Origin of the sequence: Congregibacter sp. (assembly GCF_965662665.1) — a bacterium.
GTDB lineage: Bacteria > Pseudomonadota > Gammaproteobacteria > Pseudomonadales > Halieaceae > Congregibacter.
Genome location: NZ_CBFIIF010000018.1, coordinates 1 through 19,471 on the forward strand (window position 1 = coordinate 1; position 19,471 = coordinate 19,471).

17 protein-coding genes and 1 pseudogene are annotated in these 19,471 nt (G+C 55.6%); 5 read left to right on the forward strand and 13 right to left on the reverse strand.

From position 1 onward, the window contains the following. Positions 1-207: 207 nt before the first annotated feature. The gene (gene pssA, locus ACTG39_RS08945) at positions 208-1,143 is read right to left on the reverse strand and encodes a CDP-diacylglycerol--serine O-phosphatidyltransferase (RefSeq protein WP_439107201.1); all 936 of its coding nucleotides are present in this window, start codon (positions 1,141-1,143) and stop codon (positions 208-210) included. Positions 1,144-1,186: 43 nt separating this feature from the next. Further along, complete coding sequence (ilvY, locus tag ACTG39_RS08950) at positions 1,187-2,092, reverse strand: HTH-type transcriptional activator IlvY (RefSeq protein ID WP_439107246.1); 906 nt, start codon at positions 2,090-2,092, stop codon at positions 1,187-1,189. Between the two features lie 91 nt (positions 2,093-2,183). Here ilvY and ilvC point away from each other — a divergent pair, with 91 nt between their 5' ends. Further along, a complete protein-coding gene (gene ilvC, locus ACTG39_RS08955) occupies positions 2,184-3,656 on the forward strand; it encodes a ketol-acid reductoisomerase (protein ID WP_439107202.1) in 1,473 nt (490 codons plus the stop codon). A 28-nt stretch (positions 3,657-3,684) separates the two neighbouring features. Here ilvC and ilvN read toward each other — a convergent pair whose 3' ends face one another. Both ilvN and ACTG39_RS08965 read right to left on the reverse strand, forming a co-directional pair. Beyond that, entirely contained in the window at positions 3,685-4,176 is a 492-nt protein-coding gene (ilvN, locus tag ACTG39_RS08960) for an acetolactate synthase small subunit (protein WP_439100680.1), read from the reverse strand. A gap of 1 nt (position 4,177) precedes the next feature. Next, the gene (locus ACTG39_RS08965; protein ID WP_439107247.1) at positions 4,178-5,923 is read right to left on the reverse strand and encodes an acetolactate synthase 3 large subunit; all 1,746 of its coding nucleotides are present in this window, start codon (positions 5,921-5,923) and stop codon (positions 4,178-4,180) included. 480 nt (positions 5,924-6,403) lie between these two features. On the opposite strand from ACTG39_RS08965, the pseudogene ACTG39_RS08970 reads away from it, so the two are divergent. The 3 genes and pseudogenes from ACTG39_RS08970 to ACTG39_RS08980 all read left to right on the forward strand — a co-directional run. Then, positions 6,404-6,607 (forward strand): annotated as a pseudogene (locus ACTG39_RS08970) (DUF4124 domain-containing protein); the annotation flags it as partial. A 66-nt stretch (positions 6,608-6,673) separates the two neighbouring features. Next, complete coding sequence (locus ACTG39_RS08975; protein WP_439107251.1) at positions 6,674-6,883, forward strand: hypothetical protein; 210 nt, start codon at positions 6,674-6,676, stop codon at positions 6,881-6,883. Continuing rightward, positions 6,883-7,356 carry a hypothetical protein gene (locus ACTG39_RS08980; protein ID WP_439107203.1) on the forward strand — a complete coding sequence of 158 codons (474 nt, stop codon included), beginning with the start codon at positions 6,883-6,885 and terminating at the stop codon, positions 7,354-7,356. The genes ACTG39_RS08975 and ACTG39_RS08980 overlap by 1 nt, the downstream gene beginning before the upstream one ends. Before the next feature lie 66 nt (positions 7,357-7,422). On the opposite strand, the gene ACTG39_RS08985 is transcribed toward ACTG39_RS08980, so the two are convergent. The 9 genes from ACTG39_RS08985 to rluD all read right to left on the reverse strand — a co-directional run bounded on the left by ACTG39_RS08985 (position 7,423) and on the right by rluD (position 18,457). Continuing rightward, a complete protein-coding gene (locus ACTG39_RS08985; RefSeq protein ID WP_439107204.1) occupies positions 7,423-10,785 on the reverse strand; it encodes a pilus assembly protein in 3,363 nt (1,120 codons plus the stop codon). Between the two features lie 5 nt (positions 10,786-10,790). Then, positions 10,791-11,366: a pilus assembly PilX family protein gene (locus ACTG39_RS08990; RefSeq protein ID WP_439107205.1), complete on the reverse strand. Its 576-nt coding sequence runs from the start codon at positions 11,364-11,366 to the stop codon at positions 10,791-10,793. After that, positions 11,363-12,382, reverse strand: coding sequence for a PilW family protein (locus ACTG39_RS08995; protein ID WP_439107206.1), 1,020 nt, complete (start codon positions 12,380-12,382; stop codon positions 11,363-11,365). The genes ACTG39_RS08990 and ACTG39_RS08995 overlap by 4 nt, the downstream gene beginning before the upstream one ends. Continuing rightward, entirely contained in the window at positions 12,379-12,969 is a 591-nt protein-coding gene (gene pilV / locus ACTG39_RS09000; protein WP_439107207.1) for a type IV pilus modification protein PilV, read from the reverse strand. The genes ACTG39_RS08995 and pilV overlap by 4 nt, the downstream gene beginning before the upstream one ends. Continuing rightward, positions 12,969-13,448 (reverse strand): GspH/FimT family pseudopilin, encoded by a 480-nt coding sequence (locus ACTG39_RS09005; RefSeq protein WP_439107208.1) that lies wholly within the window; start codon positions 13,446-13,448, stop codon positions 12,969-12,971. Before ACTG39_RS09005 ends, pilV begins: the two co-directional genes overlap by 1 nt. Positions 13,449-13,475: 27 nt before the next feature. After that, a complete protein-coding gene (locus tag ACTG39_RS09010; protein WP_439107209.1) occupies positions 13,476-13,943 on the reverse strand; it encodes a type IV pilin protein in 468 nt (155 codons plus the stop codon). A 97-nt stretch (positions 13,944-14,040) separates the two neighbouring features. Next, a complete protein-coding gene (gene clpB / locus ACTG39_RS09015) occupies positions 14,041-16,623 on the reverse strand; it encodes an ATP-dependent chaperone ClpB (protein WP_439107210.1) in 2,583 nt (860 codons plus the stop codon). A gap of 101 nt (positions 16,624-16,724) precedes the next feature. After that, entirely contained in the window at positions 16,725-17,489 is a 765-nt protein-coding gene (gene pgeF / locus ACTG39_RS09020) for a peptidoglycan editing factor PgeF (RefSeq protein WP_439107211.1), read from the reverse strand. Beyond that, positions 17,486-18,457: a 23S rRNA pseudouridine(1911/1915/1917) synthase RluD gene (rluD, locus tag ACTG39_RS09025; RefSeq protein ID WP_439107248.1), complete on the reverse strand. Its 972-nt coding sequence runs from the start codon at positions 18,455-18,457 to the stop codon at positions 17,486-17,488. The genes pgeF and rluD overlap by 4 nt, the downstream gene beginning before the upstream one ends. Positions 18,458-18,545: 88 nt before the next feature. Between rluD and ACTG39_RS09030 the strand changes: the two genes are divergently transcribed. Next, a complete protein-coding gene (locus tag ACTG39_RS09030) occupies positions 18,546-19,457 on the forward strand; it encodes an outer membrane protein assembly factor BamD (RefSeq protein WP_439107212.1) in 912 nt (303 codons plus the stop codon). Positions 19,458-19,471 lie beyond the last annotated feature (14 nt).

Below are 19,471 nucleotides of genomic sequence, written 5' to 3' on the forward strand. Positions count from 1 at the left end.
GTCTGAATAGTCGTTAAACAACTATCCCAACAAGTGCCCACACTTCTGTCTTCATCTTCTTGTTAAATACCCATCAAATCGCTCGGATTTGATGCTTGCCGGCCAACCCTCGGGCTGGGCGAGGCGCGCATTATACGCATGCGCCAATAGTGCACAAGTCTTTTTATCAAAAAAGTTTTTAAGCCCAGAGCGGGCTAAAAAAACGGGCTAGTTTCGCCAGCGCCGAAGCTGCTCCACAGGGCCAGAAAGCGCATAGGCAAGGGATGCCAGCAAGAGGATTTTTGGAGGGTCTACAGTGACCAACCCAAACACGAGAACAACGGCAAGAATGGCAACAAAAGGCACTCTTCCGTGCAAATCGAAACCTTTAAAACTGTGGTAAGGAACATTCACCACCATAAGCATAGCCACGATGGCTGTGAGAGCCGCCACAACAACCGCGATCTCGACCGGCAGTGCTGCTCCGACCCAACCCTGATCCTGACACACCCACACAGTACAGGCCATGATGCACGCTGCTGCAGGACTAGCGAGTCCCATAAAGAAATTCGGATCGCCAACACCCACCTGGGTATTGAAGCGCGCTAATCGCAAAGCGGCGCAGGCGACATACACAAAGGCAGCGCTCCAACCTGCTTTACCAAGATCACCGAGGGCCCAACTGAACATCACCAAAGCAGGGGCAACGCCAAAGGACACCATATCCGCCAGGCTATCGTATTCAGCGCCAAACTTACTGGCGGTATTGGTCAGACGCGCAACCCGTCCATCAAGGCCGTCAAACACGAGAGCAAACAAAATGGCGATGGGCGCTGTTTCGTAATCGCCGCGCATCCCTGCCACCACGGCGTAGAAACCACAGAACAGCGCCCCGGTGGTAAATAGATTTGGCAGCAGATAAACACCACGACGCTTAACCGTCTGGCCGTTTTCAGAGACTTCTTCTTCGTGATCCTCAATCAAGCTCTCTATAGAGCTCGCAGCCTCGCCGAGACTATCGGTGAGCGAGCTGGCTGCGCCAACAGCACCCGATCCTTCGCCGTCGTCCGCCGAATTGGCACTCTTCACCCCATCAACCACATTCAAGCTTTCAACGCCTGTGTCGATGTCGGATACCACGTCTCTTGGATCTTGGTCAGCCATGGGCCCAATCCTGTTGTTAGCCGGCAAGTCTACCAGATCAGCACTACAGCTCTCGCGCCACCTGCCAGAGGCCATGAATAACGGGATCCACCAGTCTCGGCCGTCTGGTGCACAAACCGATCTCGAACCTGGGTAAATCCTCTTCAAGAACGATCACGCGTAAGTTTTCCCCAAGGCCACTCGCCTCCACCACCAATCGCGGAAGGATTGCTACGCCCAACCCTAGAGAGACCATCGCCACAATCGCTTCGTGACCCGCAACCCGAGCATATATAGAAGGCGATCGCACAAAACGTCTGTTCAGCAAACGGTCAATCAGGTCTTTACTGACCCCTCGCTCGGGTAACACCCACGGCGCCTCCTCTAGCGCAGTCCATAATGCTTGCCCGGAAAGCTCCTGCAGAGCATCGCGCAAATCACAATCCACGCTGGGCAAACACAGACAAAGGGGTGTACTCGCAAGCGGACTGAAAGCAAAACTGGCGCCGAGACTCTCAGGGCGAGCAATCACCGCCACGTCAGAGTTACCGCGGCGGACCCTCTCAACCCCGTCAGCCTGATCACCGGTCTGCAGCAAAATATGCACCTGGGGATACGCCTCGCGATGCGCCGCTAACAACGGCGATAACAGCCTGTGAGTTGCGGTAACGGAGCAAAATAGTCGAAGCTCGCCCTGGAGGCTGCCGTCACTGCCCAGGGTCTGCTGCAAAGATCGCCAGTCTGACAACATTCGCTCTGCCACAACCTGGAGTCGACGTGCGGCATCCGTCGCGGTCATCCCCCGGCGATCGCGGTCAAACAAGCGCTCCCCGAGCTCCTCCTCAAGGCGCAGTACGCTGCGACTCACGGCAGACACGCTGAGATGCTGCTCGGCCGCCGTTTGCGTAAAACTCAGATTGCTGCAGACCGATAAGAATATGTGCAGTGACTTTAAGTCCATGTTTTGCATTTTACGCAAAACAGTTTTCTTTATATAGCGTTTTACGCAACTAATGCATTCCCTTAGAATTGCGCGCTTTCTATCAACAAGGAACACAATCATGGGCCAGAATTACTTCAACACCCTTCCTTTACGCCTGCAGCTCCAGCAGTTAGGTCAATGTCGATTCATGGACGCCAGCGAGTTTGCAGATGGCGTAGAGAAACTCCGAGGAAAGAAACTCGTTATTGTCGGCTGTGGCGCCCAGGGCCTCAATCAGGGTCTAAACCTTCGCGACAGCGGCCTCGACGTAAGCTATGCGCTGCGTGAGTCTGCGATCACAGAGCAGCGCGCCTCCTGGCGCAACGCTACGGACAATGGATTTACTGTGGGCACCTATGAGGAACTGGTGCCTACCGCCGACGTGGTACTGAACCTTACCCCTGACAAGCAGCACAGTGCAGTGGTTACCGCCGTCATGCCTCTGATGAAGCACGGCGCTTGCCTCTCTTACTCCCACGGTTTCAACATTGTAGAAGAGGGCATGCAAATCCGAGATGACCTCACGGTAATCATGGTAGCCCCCAAGTGTCCGGGCACCGAAGTGCGCGAAGAGTACAAGCGCGGCTTTGGCGTACCAACGCTGATCGCCGTACACACAGAGAATGACCCTCATGGCGACGGCATGGAGATCGCCAAAGCCTACGCCGTGGGAACCGGCGGCCATCGTGCCGGTGTACTCCAAAGCTCATTCATCGCCGAGGTAAAGTCAGACCTCATGGGCGAACAGACGATCCTCTGCGGCATGCTACAGACCGGGTCGATTCTGTGTTTCGACAAGATGGTCGAGAAAGGCATCGATGCCAGCTACGCCTCCAAACTCATCCAGTATGGATGGGAAACGATCACCGAAGGCCTCAAACACGGCGGCATCACGAATATGATGGACCGTTTGAGCAATCCCGCAAAGCTGCGTGCTTTTTACCTGGCAGAAGAGCTGAAAAACATCATGCGCTCTTTGTACGAGAAGCATCAGGACGACATCATGACGGGCGAGTTTTCACGCACCATGATGGAAGACTGGGCGAACGATGACGTCAATCTGTTGAGCTGGCGCTCAGCAACTGCAGAGACCGCGTTTGAAAAATCCGAGAACTGCGCTCAGGAAATCACAGAGCAGGAATACTACGATCACGGCATTCTTATGGTGGCAATGGTTAAGGCCGGTGTAGAACTGGCATTTGAAACCATGGTGGCCGCAGGAATCATTGATGAGTCTGCCTACTACGAGTCCCTGCATGAGACGCCGCTCATCGCAAACACCATTGCCCGTAAGAAGCTCTATGAAATGAACGTGGTGATCTCAGATACCGCAGAGTACGGCTGCTATCTCTTTGATCATGCCTGCCGACCGCTGCTCGCAGACTTCATGAAAGATATGGAAACGGATGTGATTGGTGGAGGCCTGGGTGACGACAATACCGTCGACAACCAGGAGCTCATTCGTGTCAACGAAGCCATTCGCTCACATCCGGTAGAGACTGTGGGAACCCTGCTCCGCGGTCACATGACCGCCATGAAGAGCATTCTGTAAGTAGCTATCGACTGAAACTTCTGCGGCCCTAGGGCCGCAGCACTTTCTCCCCTCTAGAAATCCCCGCAACACCCGAGCGTACGACTTCCAGAATATCTGCCTCAGGTATCGCGGAGACGAAGGAATCCAGCTTGTCCGTAGTTCCCGCCAGCTGGATGGTGTAGACCCTGGGGCCGACATCCACGATTTGCCCACGAAAAATATCTGTGGTGCGCTTGATCTCTTCCCGTTGGGTAGAGTCTGCGCGCACTTTAATGAGCATCAGATCTCGCTCGACGTGCGCCCCTTCCGTGAGATCAACCAATTTAACTACGTCCACCAGACGATTGAGGTGTTTGGTGATCTGCTCGATGTGCCTATCATCACCAAAAGTCGTCAGGGTGAGCCGCGACAAGGTCGCGTCCTCGGTCGCGGCCACGTTGAGCGTCTCAATGTTGTAGCCCCGTTGCGAGAACAGCCCCACAACTCGAGATAGTGCACCCGGCTCGTTCTCCATCAATATTGAAATAATGCGTCGCATGTCAGCTCCTCTCATTCTTGCTAAGCCACATGTCTTTCATGGAGCCGTTGGGAGCCACGTGCATGGGGTACACATGCTCCATGGGGTCCACAAACACATCAAGAAATACGAGCCGGTCTTTGAGCGCAAAAGCTTCTGCCATCTTTTCGTCCAGCTCAGCCTTATCGCGCACGGTAATACCCACATGGCCATAGGACTCCGTAAGCTTCATGAAGTCCGGCAGTGAATCTTCGTAGGTACTCATGGCGTAGCGCCCCTCGTACTGCATGTCCTGCCACTGCTTGACCATGCCCAGATAGTTATTGCGAAGATTGATAATCTTGACCGGCGTGTTGTATTGCAGACAGGTCGACAGCTCCTGAATATTCATCTGAATACTGCCCTCGCCGGTGACGCAAGCGACCTCCTCCTCAGGGAACGCCAGTTTGACGCCCATCGCAGATGGCAAACCGAACCCCATGGTTCCCAGCCCGCCCGAATTGATCCAGCGGCGAGGCTTGTTAAAGCGGTAGTACTGCGCTGCGAACATTTGGTGCTGCCCCACATCAGAGGTCACAAACGCATCGCCTTCGGTGATGCGATACAGACTTTGAATAACCTCCTGAGGCTTGATGTAGTCGCTTTCGCCAAAGCGTCGGCCTGTCCAGAGGCCATGACTTGCTCGCCACTCTTCTATTTGTGCCCACCAGGGGTCGAGGGACGTTGGCTCCATCGCTGCGTCATCACTGCTTTGCGCACTGCGCACGGCTTCCATTAAGTCCGTAAGAACCGCCCGCACAGGCCCAACAATGGGAATGTCGGCCATTACCGTTTTTGAAATCGCTGCGGGATCAACATCGATGTGAATAATTTTCGCACCCGGGCAAAATTTACCCACGGTATTGGTCACACGGTCATCAAAACGCGCGCCTACCGCCAAAATCACATCGGAGTGATGCATGGCCATATTTGCTTCGTAGAGCCCGTGCATGCCCAGCATGCCCAGAAACTGACGATCCGACCCCGGATAAGCCCCCAGGCCCATCAGCGTATTTGTGACAGGAAAGTTCAAGTGCTGCGCCAGCTCAGTCAGAAGGTCACTGCCCTCTCCCAGAATGACGCCGCCTCCAGAGTAGATGATCGGACGCTTGGCAGACAGGAGCAGCTTAGCCGCTTTGCGAATCTGTCCGCTATGCCCACGCACCGCAGGAGAGTAGGAGCGTAACTTCACACTCTCGGGATATTCGTAGGGGAAACGCTCGTCGGGGCGCGTAATGTCCTTGGGTATATCAATGACCACGGGGCCGGGCCGGCCACTGGCAGCGATATGAAACGCCTTTTTGATAACCCCGGGCAACTGGCTCGCGTGGCGCACCTGAAAACTGTGTTTTACGATAGGCCGGGAGATCCCCAGCATATCGGTTTCCTGGAATGCGTCCTCGCCAATGAGGTGACTCTGTACCTGACCGGACAATACCACCATGGGAATAGAATCCATGTAGGCCGTAGCTATACCGGTGACGGCATTGGTTGCTCCAGGGCCTGAGGTAACGAGCACAACCCCGGGCTTACCCGTAGCTCGGGCATAACCATCGGCCGCGTGCGTCGCCGCCTGCTCGTGGCGAACCAACACGTGAGGCACGCTCGCTGACTTAAACAGGGCATCGTAGATGTGCAGTACTGCACCGCCCGGATACCCAAAAATAAACTCTACGCCTTCATCTTCCAGCGCCCGTGCAATCATTTCTCCGCCGGAGAGCATTTCAATGCCCTCCTCCAAATCTGCGGCTACTTCTAACTCTGCGTTCACAATTGTGACTCCCGCTCGTGCCAACGCTTACCCTCGCCCGCAACAAACATGACTAAGCGCACCCAAACATCAGGCACGCCTCGTCCGTCGACACAACAGGTCAACCGCTACTACAGAGGGAAAACAAGCACGAAGGAACCCCGTGTCGCTGTCGCCCTGCGCGGTAACGCAGTGTGGACTGCAAAAATCTGACAAATAAGACGGATTTTTGCCGACGGGACGAAACCAAGGTCAGCGCAGATAATGGCACCGCGATGATAAGCCAGTGGCAGGGGGTACCCTGCGTGACTGTTGCCATAGTTTCGACGCTGAGAGTTTGTGAGCGAAAAGCTGCAAAGTCAATGGCAGAAATTCTCAGTCATTCCCCGCCACTGCGTTGCACACTGCCTGACTGTCAGTTATGTTCAAAGTGTGCAGAAAAACCAATCGGAGTGGTCCATGATCAGCTTGTCGTCATGGGGTCGACATAAGCGTACGGCTCTTTCGCTGAGCGCCGCAGCTATAACGCTGTGCGTCCTAGTCCTGTCACCGCTTTCAATCGCGGACTCAACTTCCTATTACCGCTGGCTAGACGCGAACGGAAAGTTGGTCATTAGCGACAGGCCTCCTCCCTCGGGACAGCCCTTCGAGGAGGTCACTGCAAGCGGTCAGCGAAGACCGCAACCGGGTGTTGCGCCTTCCGTAACAGGAGTCGAGGCCGCCAGTAATATGGCTAGCAGTGAAGCTGCTGATCCGCGAACCTGCCAGATCGCGAAAGACAACCTGCACGCCCTCGAAACGACGGAGATGATCCGCAGTCGAGGTGCCGATGGTGAGTATTACTATCTGAACGACGAAGAAAAACAGCTACAGGTTGAACGTGCGAGCGCACTCATTCGCGTGCACTGCCGCGATGGCGGCGAAGGAGATGCAAAGTAATGAAAAGTAAACGATGGATACCGTTAGCGTGCGCCACAGCGCTGCTCACAGTAGTGTCCTTAAGCTCTCCCACGCATGCTAACGACTATTACACCTGGCTTGATGAACGCGGCAAAAAAGTAATGAGTGATCGCCCCCCTCAGGACAAGAGCATCAAATACGAACATGTGCAGGGCGCCTTCGGTGCGCGCAAAGATGCTCCCGCCAATCGGGCTTTTCGCCCCAAGGATGACCCCGCCAGGCCAGCAAACGGCTCGCCCAGTTCCTCGGCCTCGCAACAGCAACCGGAAAGTTTAGCTAATGAGTCCAGCGCGGCTAAGTGCGAAGCGGCGAAAGAACGTCTTTTCAAGCTAGAAACCTTTCCGCAATCGCGCACCTACGATGAAAATGGGGAAGTGCGATTTATGACAGATGCCGAGCGAGACCAGCAGAAAGCCACTAACCAGCAGCTAATCGACGAGCATTGCGGCTAACTAATCTGGTGCAAAAAAAGGGGCGCCTACAGGCGCCCCTTAAGGTACAAACGGCAATTCAGCGCTCTATCGATCCATATCTTCTATCCACCAAACCCGCTGACGCGTCTGGTCAACACTGGGGTCTAGTTCGATAACATCGAAGCCGGTACAGCCAATGCACACCGTTCGCGTCACCGGCTCTTCGCAAACGTTTGTTTCACTAGGGACACAGTCGGGATTGTATCCGGGAGGATCAATAGACACCGTCGCAATGACCGGAGGAATTGGCATACCACCTCCGGGAAGTTCGGTGCCATCGCTAATCACAGGAGAAAAGATCGGAATGTCATAGGCCGTTGCTATCCCCAGAGGCGGAGAGCATAAGCCGCGATCTTCCCCACCAGGCTGATAGCTGTTGAAGAATACCCGTCCGCCACCTATCGCCGCCGGGTTCACAATCTGCTCCCCCCTGTCAGGCACAGAAAACAGCCAACCGTTAGCGGTAGTAATCTGCTCTGTCGTAGGAGCCGAGCCCGTCAACGCGAGCAAAGAGTCAAGATTGATCGGCAGTGTGGCAGCCCCAAAGCCACTGGGGCGATCGAAGAACATGTACAGCTTGTTTTGCACAGAGTCTTCATAGGGGTAATTCTCTACCAAAGGTTTCTCACGGTCTCCACTGGTAATGGCTACCGCGACAAAGTTCGTCTGTGGCACCTTAAATGGCTCTGGACGACTGAAAAAGCGCCTCTCATCAGCGTCGCCTGCACTTGGAGCGGCCACCTTGAGTATGGTCGAGTTGGCAGGCGTGGCATCAAGCGTTATTCGATACAGCCCACCCGCCGCGTCCACTACGTAAACCAGATCAGCCTTGCCATCAAAGTCGGAGTCCAGCGGTGCAGGCTCAGCTACCACGGGGGCATCCACTGCAAACTTTTTAAGGACGGCCCCGCTTCGTGCATTGACAATGTAAATCGAACGCCCGTTGGCCGAACTGTCACAGCCGTTAGCCGCCACATCAACATCCAGGCACTCATCGTAACCGCCACCAAAAACGACTACCGGGATAGGGTCCACGGCAGCATCGAGGTCATCAACGGGCGGGGCCTCATCATAACCTTCTATGATGAGTGCCTGTGGCGTAGACCAGGTATCACCAATGTCGGTAAAGTCGGCCGACGAGCAAGCGCTAGTGGTATCGTCGGCGCAGCCAAGCACCCAAAGCAGACTCGGTGCAGCCGCAGGATCAGAAACATCCAGAGCGTATATCTCCCTGCCACCACGTCGCATAGACGGGAATATGAGCGCTTCCGATACCACGTCATCGTCGTCGTAAGTCACATACTGACCGGACGCCCCATCAAAGAAATAGTCCTTAGGCTCATAATTGGCATCCCCGACGTCGCCCGGGAAGCCCCCATACAGGATCTTCGGTGCGTTATCATGCAAGCGCTCCACGCGATCCATGTGCCCCGGGGCCATGAGTGCCCAGTCTTCCTGTCCGGTTACTGAGTCTGTGGCTCTGAAGAGTCCGTCGTTTGCACCGTAGAAGATCTTGATGCTGCTCCCGTAATTGACTACGAGGGGTCTGGAGTGCACTACGCCACCGTGAAGTGATGCACGAAGGCCAGTATCTGGCAGGGTTTCATCGATTCCCGCCGAGGTTCCCAGGAAGTAACTATAGATGTCGGCCCCACCCATGGCTGCTGCATCGGAGGCACTAGTCATGGCTCTGAGAGTATCAACGCCACTAACGGTGCCCACCGTATACAGTGTTCTGGTCCCATTGCCACGCACCATCTGAGCGGCGCCGCCCTTGGAAGTAAATGGGCCATCGGGGGCATCCGACCAGTCACTGGTCAATACGTCGTCAGCGAGACAGGACCCCCGCGGCGCAGGCGCATAACCGAGTTCTTCCCAGTAGTTGCCGCTATCGGTGCTCCACCAGCTGGTTGCACACTCCGCGGGCGCGCCCGTTAGCGGATTGATCGCAAGACGGTAATCAACATCAGCAAGCTCTACCGCCCCGTTAAAAAGGCCGAGTTGATAGCGCTTAAGATTACCAAACCAGCGGGGCGTCTTATCCAGTGCGGGCCGAAAACTGCCGACATACACCTGATTCGCGCTTTGAGTTCGCTCACCCGCGTTTACGGGGAGGGTCACTGCCGCAAAGCTGGAGGTCACCGAAATGATGTCTGACAGAATCGAATCAAAAGCATTAATAATGTCGTCTTCATTGGTAGCAGCGAAATAGCTTCCGCCTCCCGCGTCAGCGGTGCTCACAAGCAGCGATGTGTGATCTGAATTTGGCTGCGCATTGAACACATCGACTGTATAAGTCACTACAGAGACTCTTTGCTCCATATCGACGCCGTCAACATTCACGGTGTATTTGGGACCGTAGTTGAGCAAGAACTTCGCCCAGTCGTCCAGATTCCAGTCCCGCCCGCTCTCTGTATCCTCATTTCCGGTGGGTGTGATGACGGTGGATGATTCTCCGGCAATACCGACCTCAAAAGAGCAGTCCGGATTGCTGCCACTCTCGCACGCCTGTTCGGTGTCAGCGATACAACTACAATTCGTCTGCCCCTCGCAAGCACCGCGAGAGCCGTTCTCAACGCGGGTACACTGGTCGACCGCACCCTCTCTGTGTTTAGAAGCAGACAGTCCTAAAATAGTGATGTCCCCATCGATTACGCTAGTCGTGATTTCTGGGAGAGGAATAGGAACACCGGAAGCGGAATCAGCCAGCGCGTCAGGTGGCGTTGCAGACGCCTCTTCATAAAGGGCTGTCAGCGCTGCGGAATTCGTGGCGTCGTCGTCTGCGGGACCGCTGGAATTCGGATTGCCCACAAAGACGACATACACATTACCGCAGGCGTTGTCGGAGGTCAGCGGGGAATCAAAGACTGAGTCGTAAGTCGAGTAACCGGTCGCATCTGCAGTACCCAGCAGAGTTCCGTCGCCTCCGAAGCTCTGTGTGTCGCCACCAAGATAGTTGTAGACATCGTAAAGAAGGTTGCCAAACTCGGTGTTAGAGTTGCGCTTCTCTGCGGGAGCGTTGGGATCAATATTGTCCAGAACATTCGAAAAATCGGTATAAACATCATCGGTTAACGTACGAACGTCGTAGCGAACCTGTCCTCCGTTGAGGTTGGCACTACCGTCGTTAGAGAACGTAAACAAACCTACATTGACTTTATTGATCACATTGGACAGCGCCAACTTAATCGCCCGAAGCTCCGACTCGCCCATATTGTTGCCATCAGGCCAGCGCTGATTTTGCGCCGTCCAGTTAGACGTGTTATCGAGGACAAAAATCACCGTAGGCAGTGCATCAGTACCATCAACCGGCACGCCGGCAAACAGGTCGATATCTTCAGCAAAGCTAGGAGCGCTCAGCAAGGCGAAGCCCGCCAACACGCTTTTTAACCACTTCGTTGCTTTCATAGTCTTTACTCCAATGCTATCGCGGGGCAAGAGGTAAGCAGCTGCGCCCGAGTGGTCAGCAGCGATACTCCCTGTCGCACCGTCATCTGAGCGCCGGTCACGTTATCGGTGGCGACCGCGCTTAACTGCCATACTGATCTTGCGCAGAATGAGTATTCGCCTGGCGGGAAAAAGCACTCTGCATCATTTGGATTGTTAAACACATCCAAGTCTTCGTTTCGTATTTGCTCAACAATTACGCAGGCGGGCGGATCTACTACGACCGTGACGTCATTGGTCAGGTCACCATTGAAGTCGAAGCACTGCGTATTGGCTACTCCACAGGACTCTTTAAAAACATTGCCAGGCGAGGTAACAAATTGTGGAGAACTTATGGCCTCTTCAATGGCTGCCTTGGCTGCAAAGCGCGCCATCTCACGACTCTCCAGATTTTGGACTACCTTCAAATTGGTCTGCGCTAGGTTTGACGATGTTACGGAGATCAATGTGATCACCAAGAGCATGATCAACGCCACGGCCAGCACCACACCGCGCTCTCGCTGGCAGCCTACAGGCGACTTGCTTATGCGATGTAAAGTCATGGTTGGCGACGCTCAGAAATATTACGGATAGGCACAGTCCTTGCGAATACCTGTCGCTTGTGATCGGCAAAATCGGGGGGAACCGGATAGGTCACCCCACCAACGGTGTAGGTCCTATCATCGGTAAAGCCGGGCGTAGATGTGGGACTACGCACGACAACACTCAGCCGCACCGACACCACATCGGCCCATTCGACGCCGACCGGGTCCCGGTATTCATCAACCTGCCCGTCGCCGGCCACGTTATCCAGCCCATACTCGAGCTGCATAAACTCTACGCCATCAACCAGCTGTTGAGGATTGGCGTAGGCATTCGCACCGGTACCCTCAAGCTGTGCAACCATAAGATTGTCATCTACGTCGATATAAAAAACGCGGCTTAGATAACGATAAATCGGCGCTAGTACCGCCGGGGTTGCATCACCACAATCAATAGCGAAGTAATCAAGGTCGGCGATGGTCGCGCTCATCTGAATGTCACCAGTGGCAGGCTCCCCGGGCAATACCGGTAAACAGGCATTCACCTGCATGTGTATGTCGCTGCCATCCGCCACGTCACAACCCGCATCGCCCTGCGCGCAGGAACTCGCCCTTCGCACAACAAGGTAATCGGTACCGGCTTTCACAACCACGCCTGTTACAAGCGTTAAATCACTACCAGTCGGTGCGCTACCCCCTTGGACCGGGTAGCCCATTCCTTCGACAAGCTCATCAATCGCATCTGCGGGATCCGCTGCAGTGCCCACCAGCACCGGCGGGGCCGCGCTGGGATCGGCAAACTGTGCGCCCGTCTCTCCCCAAAAACCGGCGTTGCTAATTTCGCCTTCGATGGCTCGCACTGAGTACACACCATTCTCTATCTGTGCCGCCGTGCGCTCCAGCTCGTTGCGGGTTGACGAGTTACGCGTGGCAACTTCGGTGACTGCCAACATCAGCAAAGCACCCAGTGCAATGGCAACCATGAGCTCGATGAGCCCGTATCCACGTTGCCCGCCAAAGGTGAACGTAAGAGTCATAAGGTATTACTCAAGTCAGCAAGAATGATATTTGCGGACACGGTCCGGCGTAAGGTTTCATCACCGTACTCACCCGAAGCACAGCCGATAGCGGGGGCTTGCGTGCTGGCAAAACCCTGCCAGGCCACCGTCACGCGAATGGTCACAAATGCGTCGCCGACCGCGCCTATTGACTCGATGCAACCACGCGCCGATATGATGCTCCCCAGGTTAGGATTGTCCGGGTCTGCGACACGTTGCACGCTACTGCCTACCAGCGCGTTGTTCCACTCGCAGAGATCGCGCTCCGCCAAATCAACTTTAGTGGTGCAATCTTCTACGTCGCGCGCGCCGTAGAGGTCATCGCCGGGGGCAGCGAGGTAAAGATTGCCCGCCGTGCTTGCCACTGTCGCGTTCGCCCGCAATCGGCCCGCCATTTCTTCGGCCAGAAGCAGCGCTTGCGCCCTTTGGTAGGCGTCAAACTGCCCGTTCACCGTGCCCAGCTGCAGTCCCGCTAGACCTAACAAGCCCACCGCCAGTATCAGTAGAGTGATCAGCACTTCGATCAATCCCACTCCCCGCTGCTTGAACCCGACAACTCTGATCATTAGCAGGAACCTTTTTCGCTTTCGCTGCGGCCGGTTACAAACAGTTGAACACAACTTGGCTCGGCGGCGCTCACGCCCGGAACGGAGACATCAAAATCAGTCTGTGCGCCCGCCGTGATGCGTCCCGTGGGGCGAAAAGTGATATCTGCGCCTGGTCCAGCTACGACAACATCCTGTGCAAGCGAATAGGTCAGTAGCGCAACGGTCGCATCGACGGGGTCCTGTACCACCCAGCCGTTAGACCAGTCCCCATCTATTCTCGCCAGCGTCACGTTTGCGTTTCGTTTTACGGCCTCGGAACGCGCCATAGTCAGGGCCATTCGCAAATCCATGCTCGCCGAGCGTAAACGCTGTTGCGCAACAAAATTACGGAAGGACGGAGCAGCTACAGTAAGCAAAATCGCAATTATCACGATCACGATCATCAGCTCCACCAGCGTAAAGCCTTTGGCCAACTTAAGCTGTGCGTTTATATTCATTGGCGACTGCCGTTTCATACTTCTCGCTCACCAATCCACGCCGGGGCTACCGCGTAGCTTTTGGCCCGTGTTATCAATTGTGAGGATCCCGTCCGCCACCTGCCCAGTGCCTGCGACTGGGGTTGCAGTAATAGTGAAAGTTGGGGGTGGCCCGGCGCTTGTCGCAAAGGTAATCGTATAGTTTCCTTGCACGCGATCGGGAACAGTTTCGCCCAGCGTCGCAACATCCGCGGCGTAACGTCGCGCGTCCATGAGAAACTGCTGCTGAAGCTGAGCCACATCCATCAAGAAGGCCTGGGCCTCTCCGCGATTCGCTCGAACCACAGAATTTTGATACGCGGGGAGCGCAATTGTCACAAGGATCGCCACGATCGCCACGACGATCATCAGCTCGATAAGGGTAAAACCCGAATGTCTGCAGATTATTTTACGACGTAGTTCCGATTCGCCCGATTCACCCGATCGTTGTTCCGTTACGCTTTGCTTCTGACGCATTCTGCCGTCCCTAAAAAAATCTCCAGCGATAGATTAACCAGGGCCAAAACAAAAGCCCCGCCCAAACCGATGAGCGGGGCTTTTCGCAGATGAACGGTCAGGCAGCCTGCGCGCTAAACACCACCTTGGCATCCTCGGTATCGACCGAGATGGTGTCCCCGGGCGAGAATTCTCCCGCGAGCAAGCGCTGCGCGAGGGGATTCTCCAACTGATGCTGAATGGCTCGCTTTAGGGGTCGCGCGCCGTAAGCTGGGTCAAAACCCACCTCTACCAGCTGCTCCATAAAGGCATCACTGATCTCCAGCGACAATTCGCGGTCGGCTAGACGCTGACGCAGTCCTGCAAGCTGAATCGTAGCGATCCCACGGATCTGCTCCCTCAAAAGCGGATGGAACACAACGCTCTCGTCAACCCGATTGATAAACTCAGGTCTAAAGTGCTGCCCAACCACACCCATTACGGCGGACTTCATCGCATCGTAGTTCTCTTCACCGGCAAGCTCCTGAATCAAATCAGATCCGAGATTGGAGGTCATCACAATCACCGTATTGCGAAAGTCCACGGTGCGACCCTGACCATCAGTCAGCCGGCCATCATCCAGCACCTGCAACAAAATATTGAAGACATCGGGGTGCGCCTTCTCAATCTCGTCCAGCAATAAGAGGGAATAGGGACGACGTCGCACGGCCTCGGTGAGATAACCCCCCTCTTCGTAACCCACATATCCCGGCGGCGCTCCGATCAAACGCGCTACGGAATGCTTTTCCATGAATTCGGACATATCGATCCGAACCATGGCCTGCTCGCTATCGAAGAGAAAATCCGCCAGTGCTTTGCAGAGCTCTGTTTTGCCGACGCCCGTAGGGCCCAGGAACAGGAATGATCCATTCGGGCGATTGGGGTCTGAAAGACCAGCACGAGAGCGTCGAACCGCATTCGCAACAGCCACAACAGCTTCATCCTGCCCCACCACTCGATCGTGAAGGGCATCTTCCATGCGCAGGAGCTTCTCCCGATCTCCTTCGAGCATTTTAGAAATGGGGATGCCTGTCCAGCGAGACACCACTTCGGCAACCTCTTCATCAGTCACCTTGTTACGCAACAGTGTTTTCTCTACATCCTCTGCAGCCTGAGCCTGCGCCAGCTGCTTCTCCAGCTCGGGCAGCTTGCCGTATTGCAGCTCCGACATGCGGGTAAGGTCACCCGCGCGACGGGCAGTTTCAAGATCAAGCTTTAGCTGCTCGATATCGCTCTTGACTGACGCTTCTCCCTGCAATGACGCTTTTTCAGCCTTCCAAACTTCTTCAAGATCCGCGAACTCCTTTTCGATTGCTTCGATCTGTTCGTCGAGCAACGCCAGCTGCTTGGTTGCAGACTCATCCTCGTCTTTACGAACAGCTTCGCGCTCGATTTTTAGCTGGATCAGTCGACGCTCGAGACGGTCCAGGGGCTCAGGCTTGGAGTCGATTTCCATGCGGATACGGCTAGCAGCCTCATCAATCAGGTCAATGGCCTTGTCCGGTAGTTGACGGTCAGTGATGTATCGCTGCGAAAGCTGTGCAGCGGCGATGATTGCCGCGTCAGTAATATCGACCCCGTGGTGAACCTCGTAACGCTCCTTAAGACCTCGCAAAATCGCGATGGTATCTTCCTCGCTGGGCTCATCTACCAGCACTTTCTGGAAACGCCGCTCCAGGGCCGCATCCTTCTCGACGTATTGCCGATACTCATTCAATGTCGTTGCGCCCACACAGTGAAGCTCCCCACGAGCCAGCGCGGGTTTGAGCATGTTCCCTGCGTCCATGGATCCTTCTGCCTTACCAGCACCCACCATGGTGTGAATTTCATCGATAAAAAGAATGACCCGGCCTTCTTCTTTCGAGAGCTCGTTGAGCAATGCCTTGAGCCGTTCCTCAAACTCACCCCGAAACTTTGTTCCAGCCAATAACGCGCCCAAATCCAGGGACAATATGCGCTTGTCACGCAGTCCTTCAGGAACCTCGCCGTTGATTACCCGCTGTGCGAGTCCCTCAATGATCGCTGTTTTACCCACCCCCGGCTCGCCGATAAGTACGGGATTGTTTTTTGTGCGACGCTGCAGAACCTGCACCGTTCGGCGAATCTCATCGTCTCGCCCAATCACGGGATCGAGTTTGCCGTCCCGCGCACGTTCAGTGAGATCAATGGTGTATTTTTCCAGTGCTTGCCGCGTTTCTTCTGCATCCGCACTGTCTACGGAACTGCCACCGCGCACAGCTTGCACGGCAGCCTGCAGTCCTGCTTTGCTGACGCCGCTATCTGTTAAAACCTTGGCCACCGCGCCACCGGCCTCAAGCAGTGCCTCAAGCACAAGCTCGCTGGAAATAAAGCTATCTCCCCCCTGTTGCGCCTTCTTGTCGCTCAGGTTCAGCACCCGGCTCAAATCCGGCGACACGTGCACCTCACCCGCGGAGTTACTTACCACGGGCATGGCATCAATGAGGACCCGCAAAGACTGCTGTAAGGCGTCAATATTGGCGCCGGCGCGCTGCAACAGAGGTCTCGCAGACCCCTCCTGCTGATTGATAAGCGCCTGCAGCAAATGCGCTGAGTCAATCTGATTGTGATCCCGGCCCACCGCCAGGGACTGCGCGTCCGCCAGAGCGTTTTGCAAGGGATTGGTTAACTTATCCATTCTCATAACTGTCTACCTCCACAGCGATTCCAAGACCACCGTCAACCAGCTCTGTTGCTGGCGTGATCATCTATACCCCCATAGATATTGGGGTTTAAGGATGAATTTCAAGAGCTGGTTTTGGGGCTATCCCGCAGTATGAGACAGGCCATGCGTCCCGTAGTGCCGTCTCTGCGGTAAGAGAAAAACCGCGAGGGATCACTCACAGTGCAGGCATTCAGGCTTTGCACTTCGCGCAGACCAATGGCCCCGAGGCGCAGTCGGGCCAGCGCGTTGAGGTCTGCAAGGTAATGCCCAGGTCGATCGCCGGAAGCTCGAAAACAGGCGTCACAATCCGCAGTGTTAAGCCATTGCAAAAATGCCCATCGAACTTCCGGGCCCACTTCAAAGGCATCTCTGCCAATTACAGGGCCTAGCCAGGCACAGACTTCCCGCGGGGCAACGCCGAGGGCCGATACCGCCGACTCCAATACCCCATCGGCCAAACCTCGCCACCCAGCATGCACCGCCGCGACAACTTCACCACTGCGAGCGCTCAACAGCACAGGCAGACAATCGGCCACCATAACAGCGCAGGCAATACCCGCGTCAGCGGTCCAGGAGGCATCTGCCGTGACGGCTTCGTTCAAGCTGTCACGCGCAGCAACTGTGTGCGTACCGTGAACCTGATCCAGCCAAGCGATCCTCGTTCCCAAAGGCAGCTGTGCCTGGAGTTCAGTCCTGTTTTGCAAAACTGATTCTGCATCGTCACCCACGTGAAGACCCAGATTGAAGCCATCATAGGGCGCCTGACTGTGGCCAGCATCGCGAGTTGTGTAGAAAACGCGCACGTTTTCCGGCCAGCCCTGGAGACGGACCTCGTGGAGACTCACGGCACGCCCGGAGTCTGTGCACTGTCGGCGGCATTTTCTTCAGCCAGCACCTGAAGCAAGTGCTGCAGATCATCGGCCAAGGGCGACTCAAAACTGCAGTATTCACCCGACCCGGGATGCACAAAACTCAGACACCGGGCATGCAAGGCCTGCCGTCTAAACGCGCGCAGTGTTTCCACCAGGCGATCACTACAACCTCGCGGTAACTGCAGACGGCCGCCGTACACCGGATCGCCCAGTAGCGGGTAACCTCGATGCGCCATGTGTACACGTATCTGATGAGTTCGCCCGGTTTCGAGCTGCACATCCAAGGCTGTGTACTGCGCAAAACGCTGTGCGATCCGGTAGTGCGTCACCGCGGGCTTTCCGCCATTGGCTACCACCGCCATACGCGTTCTCTGCCTGGGATGGCGACCAATGGCAGCTTCGACGCGGCCTCCACCACTGGGCACTCCCCGTACAATTGCAAAGTACTCCCGCTGTACGTCCTTTTTCTGAAGCTGCGCCACAAGACTGCGGTGCGCATTCAGAGTGCCTGCCACCACCAGCAAACCGCTGGTTTCTTTATCCAAGCGGTGCACAATCCCGCCGCGCGGCATTGCCTCCAGCGCTGGGCGGTGATTCAACAGCGCATTGACCAGAGTGCCGTGGTGGTTACCAGCGCCGGGGTGGACTACGAGACCCGCTGGCTTATCAATGACCAGAAGCTCCTCGTCCTCGTACACGATGTCGAGAGGCAGAGCCTCCGCGGCCCAGGACACTTCGCTTTGCAACTCGGCATGGAGACTCAACAGTGCACCGCTCCTGACGGCATCTCTGGGGCGAGCCGTAACGCCATCCAGCAAAAGCTGGCCGCCACGAATCCAACTCTGAAGCCGGGCGCGAGAGAATTCTGGAAACAACTGTGCCGCAGCCTGATCAAAGCGAGCGCCCGCAAGATCGTCTCCCGCGGTTGCACTCCTTTCAATCTGACGCGCTTCTATGGTCTGTTCTATGGTTTATGGACTCCGCCGGCTGTGCTTAAATAGCGCCCTCGTTTTCACCGCCGATTTTAGCATGAGCCTTATTAGCAAACGCGTCACGCCGCTCCGACGCTGGCCTTTACTCGCCAGCCTCCTCTCTGCCCTGCTGTTTATGGGCGGCTGCGCTAACAATGACGAAGAGGGAGAGTTTTCCGCAGACAGCGGGGAGCAGCAGATTTACGAGGAAGCGCAGCGTTACCTCAATGCGCGAAACTTTGATCTTTCCATACGCGCCTTACAGGCCTTGGAGTCCCGGTATCCCTTTGGCCGCTATGCGGAGCAAGCGCAGCTGGAGTTGATTTATGCGCACTACGGAGCCTATTCGCCCGAGGCCGCTATCGAGGCAGCAGACCGATTTATTCGACTGCATCCCCAGCACCCCAATGTTGACTACGCCTACTACATGAAAGGTTTATCGACGGCCACGGCTAGCCAGGACTTTCTTGCGCGCTTCACGCCCACGGACAAAACCCTCAGGGACACCAGCTTTGCCAAGGAGGCTTTCGCGGAATTCTCACAGCTGGTGACGCGCTTTCCGGACAGTCCCTATGCAGCAGATGCCAAGTCGCGCATGGTTTATCTGCGCAACTTGCTGGCGCGCAACGAGATCCACGTAGCGAACTACTACTTTCGCCGAGGAGCATATCTCGCAGCAGCAAACCGCGGTCGCTATGTAGTGGAAAACTTTCAGCGAACACCTGCGGTCGGCGATGGCCTGGCGGTTATGGCACAGGGCTATCTAATCTTGGGAATGGACGATCTTGCCCAAAATGCCATTGATACTCTCGTGCTGAACTATCCAGACCACCCGGCCGTCACTAACGGGGAGTTTGATACTGTCTACACGCAAGATGGCCTGCAGCGTTCGATTATCAATAAGCTCAGCTTTGGGCTCTTCGATCCACCAAAGCCCCCGCAGTTTGATAGTCGCAGGGGCATCAGCTAGACCCACACTCCGTT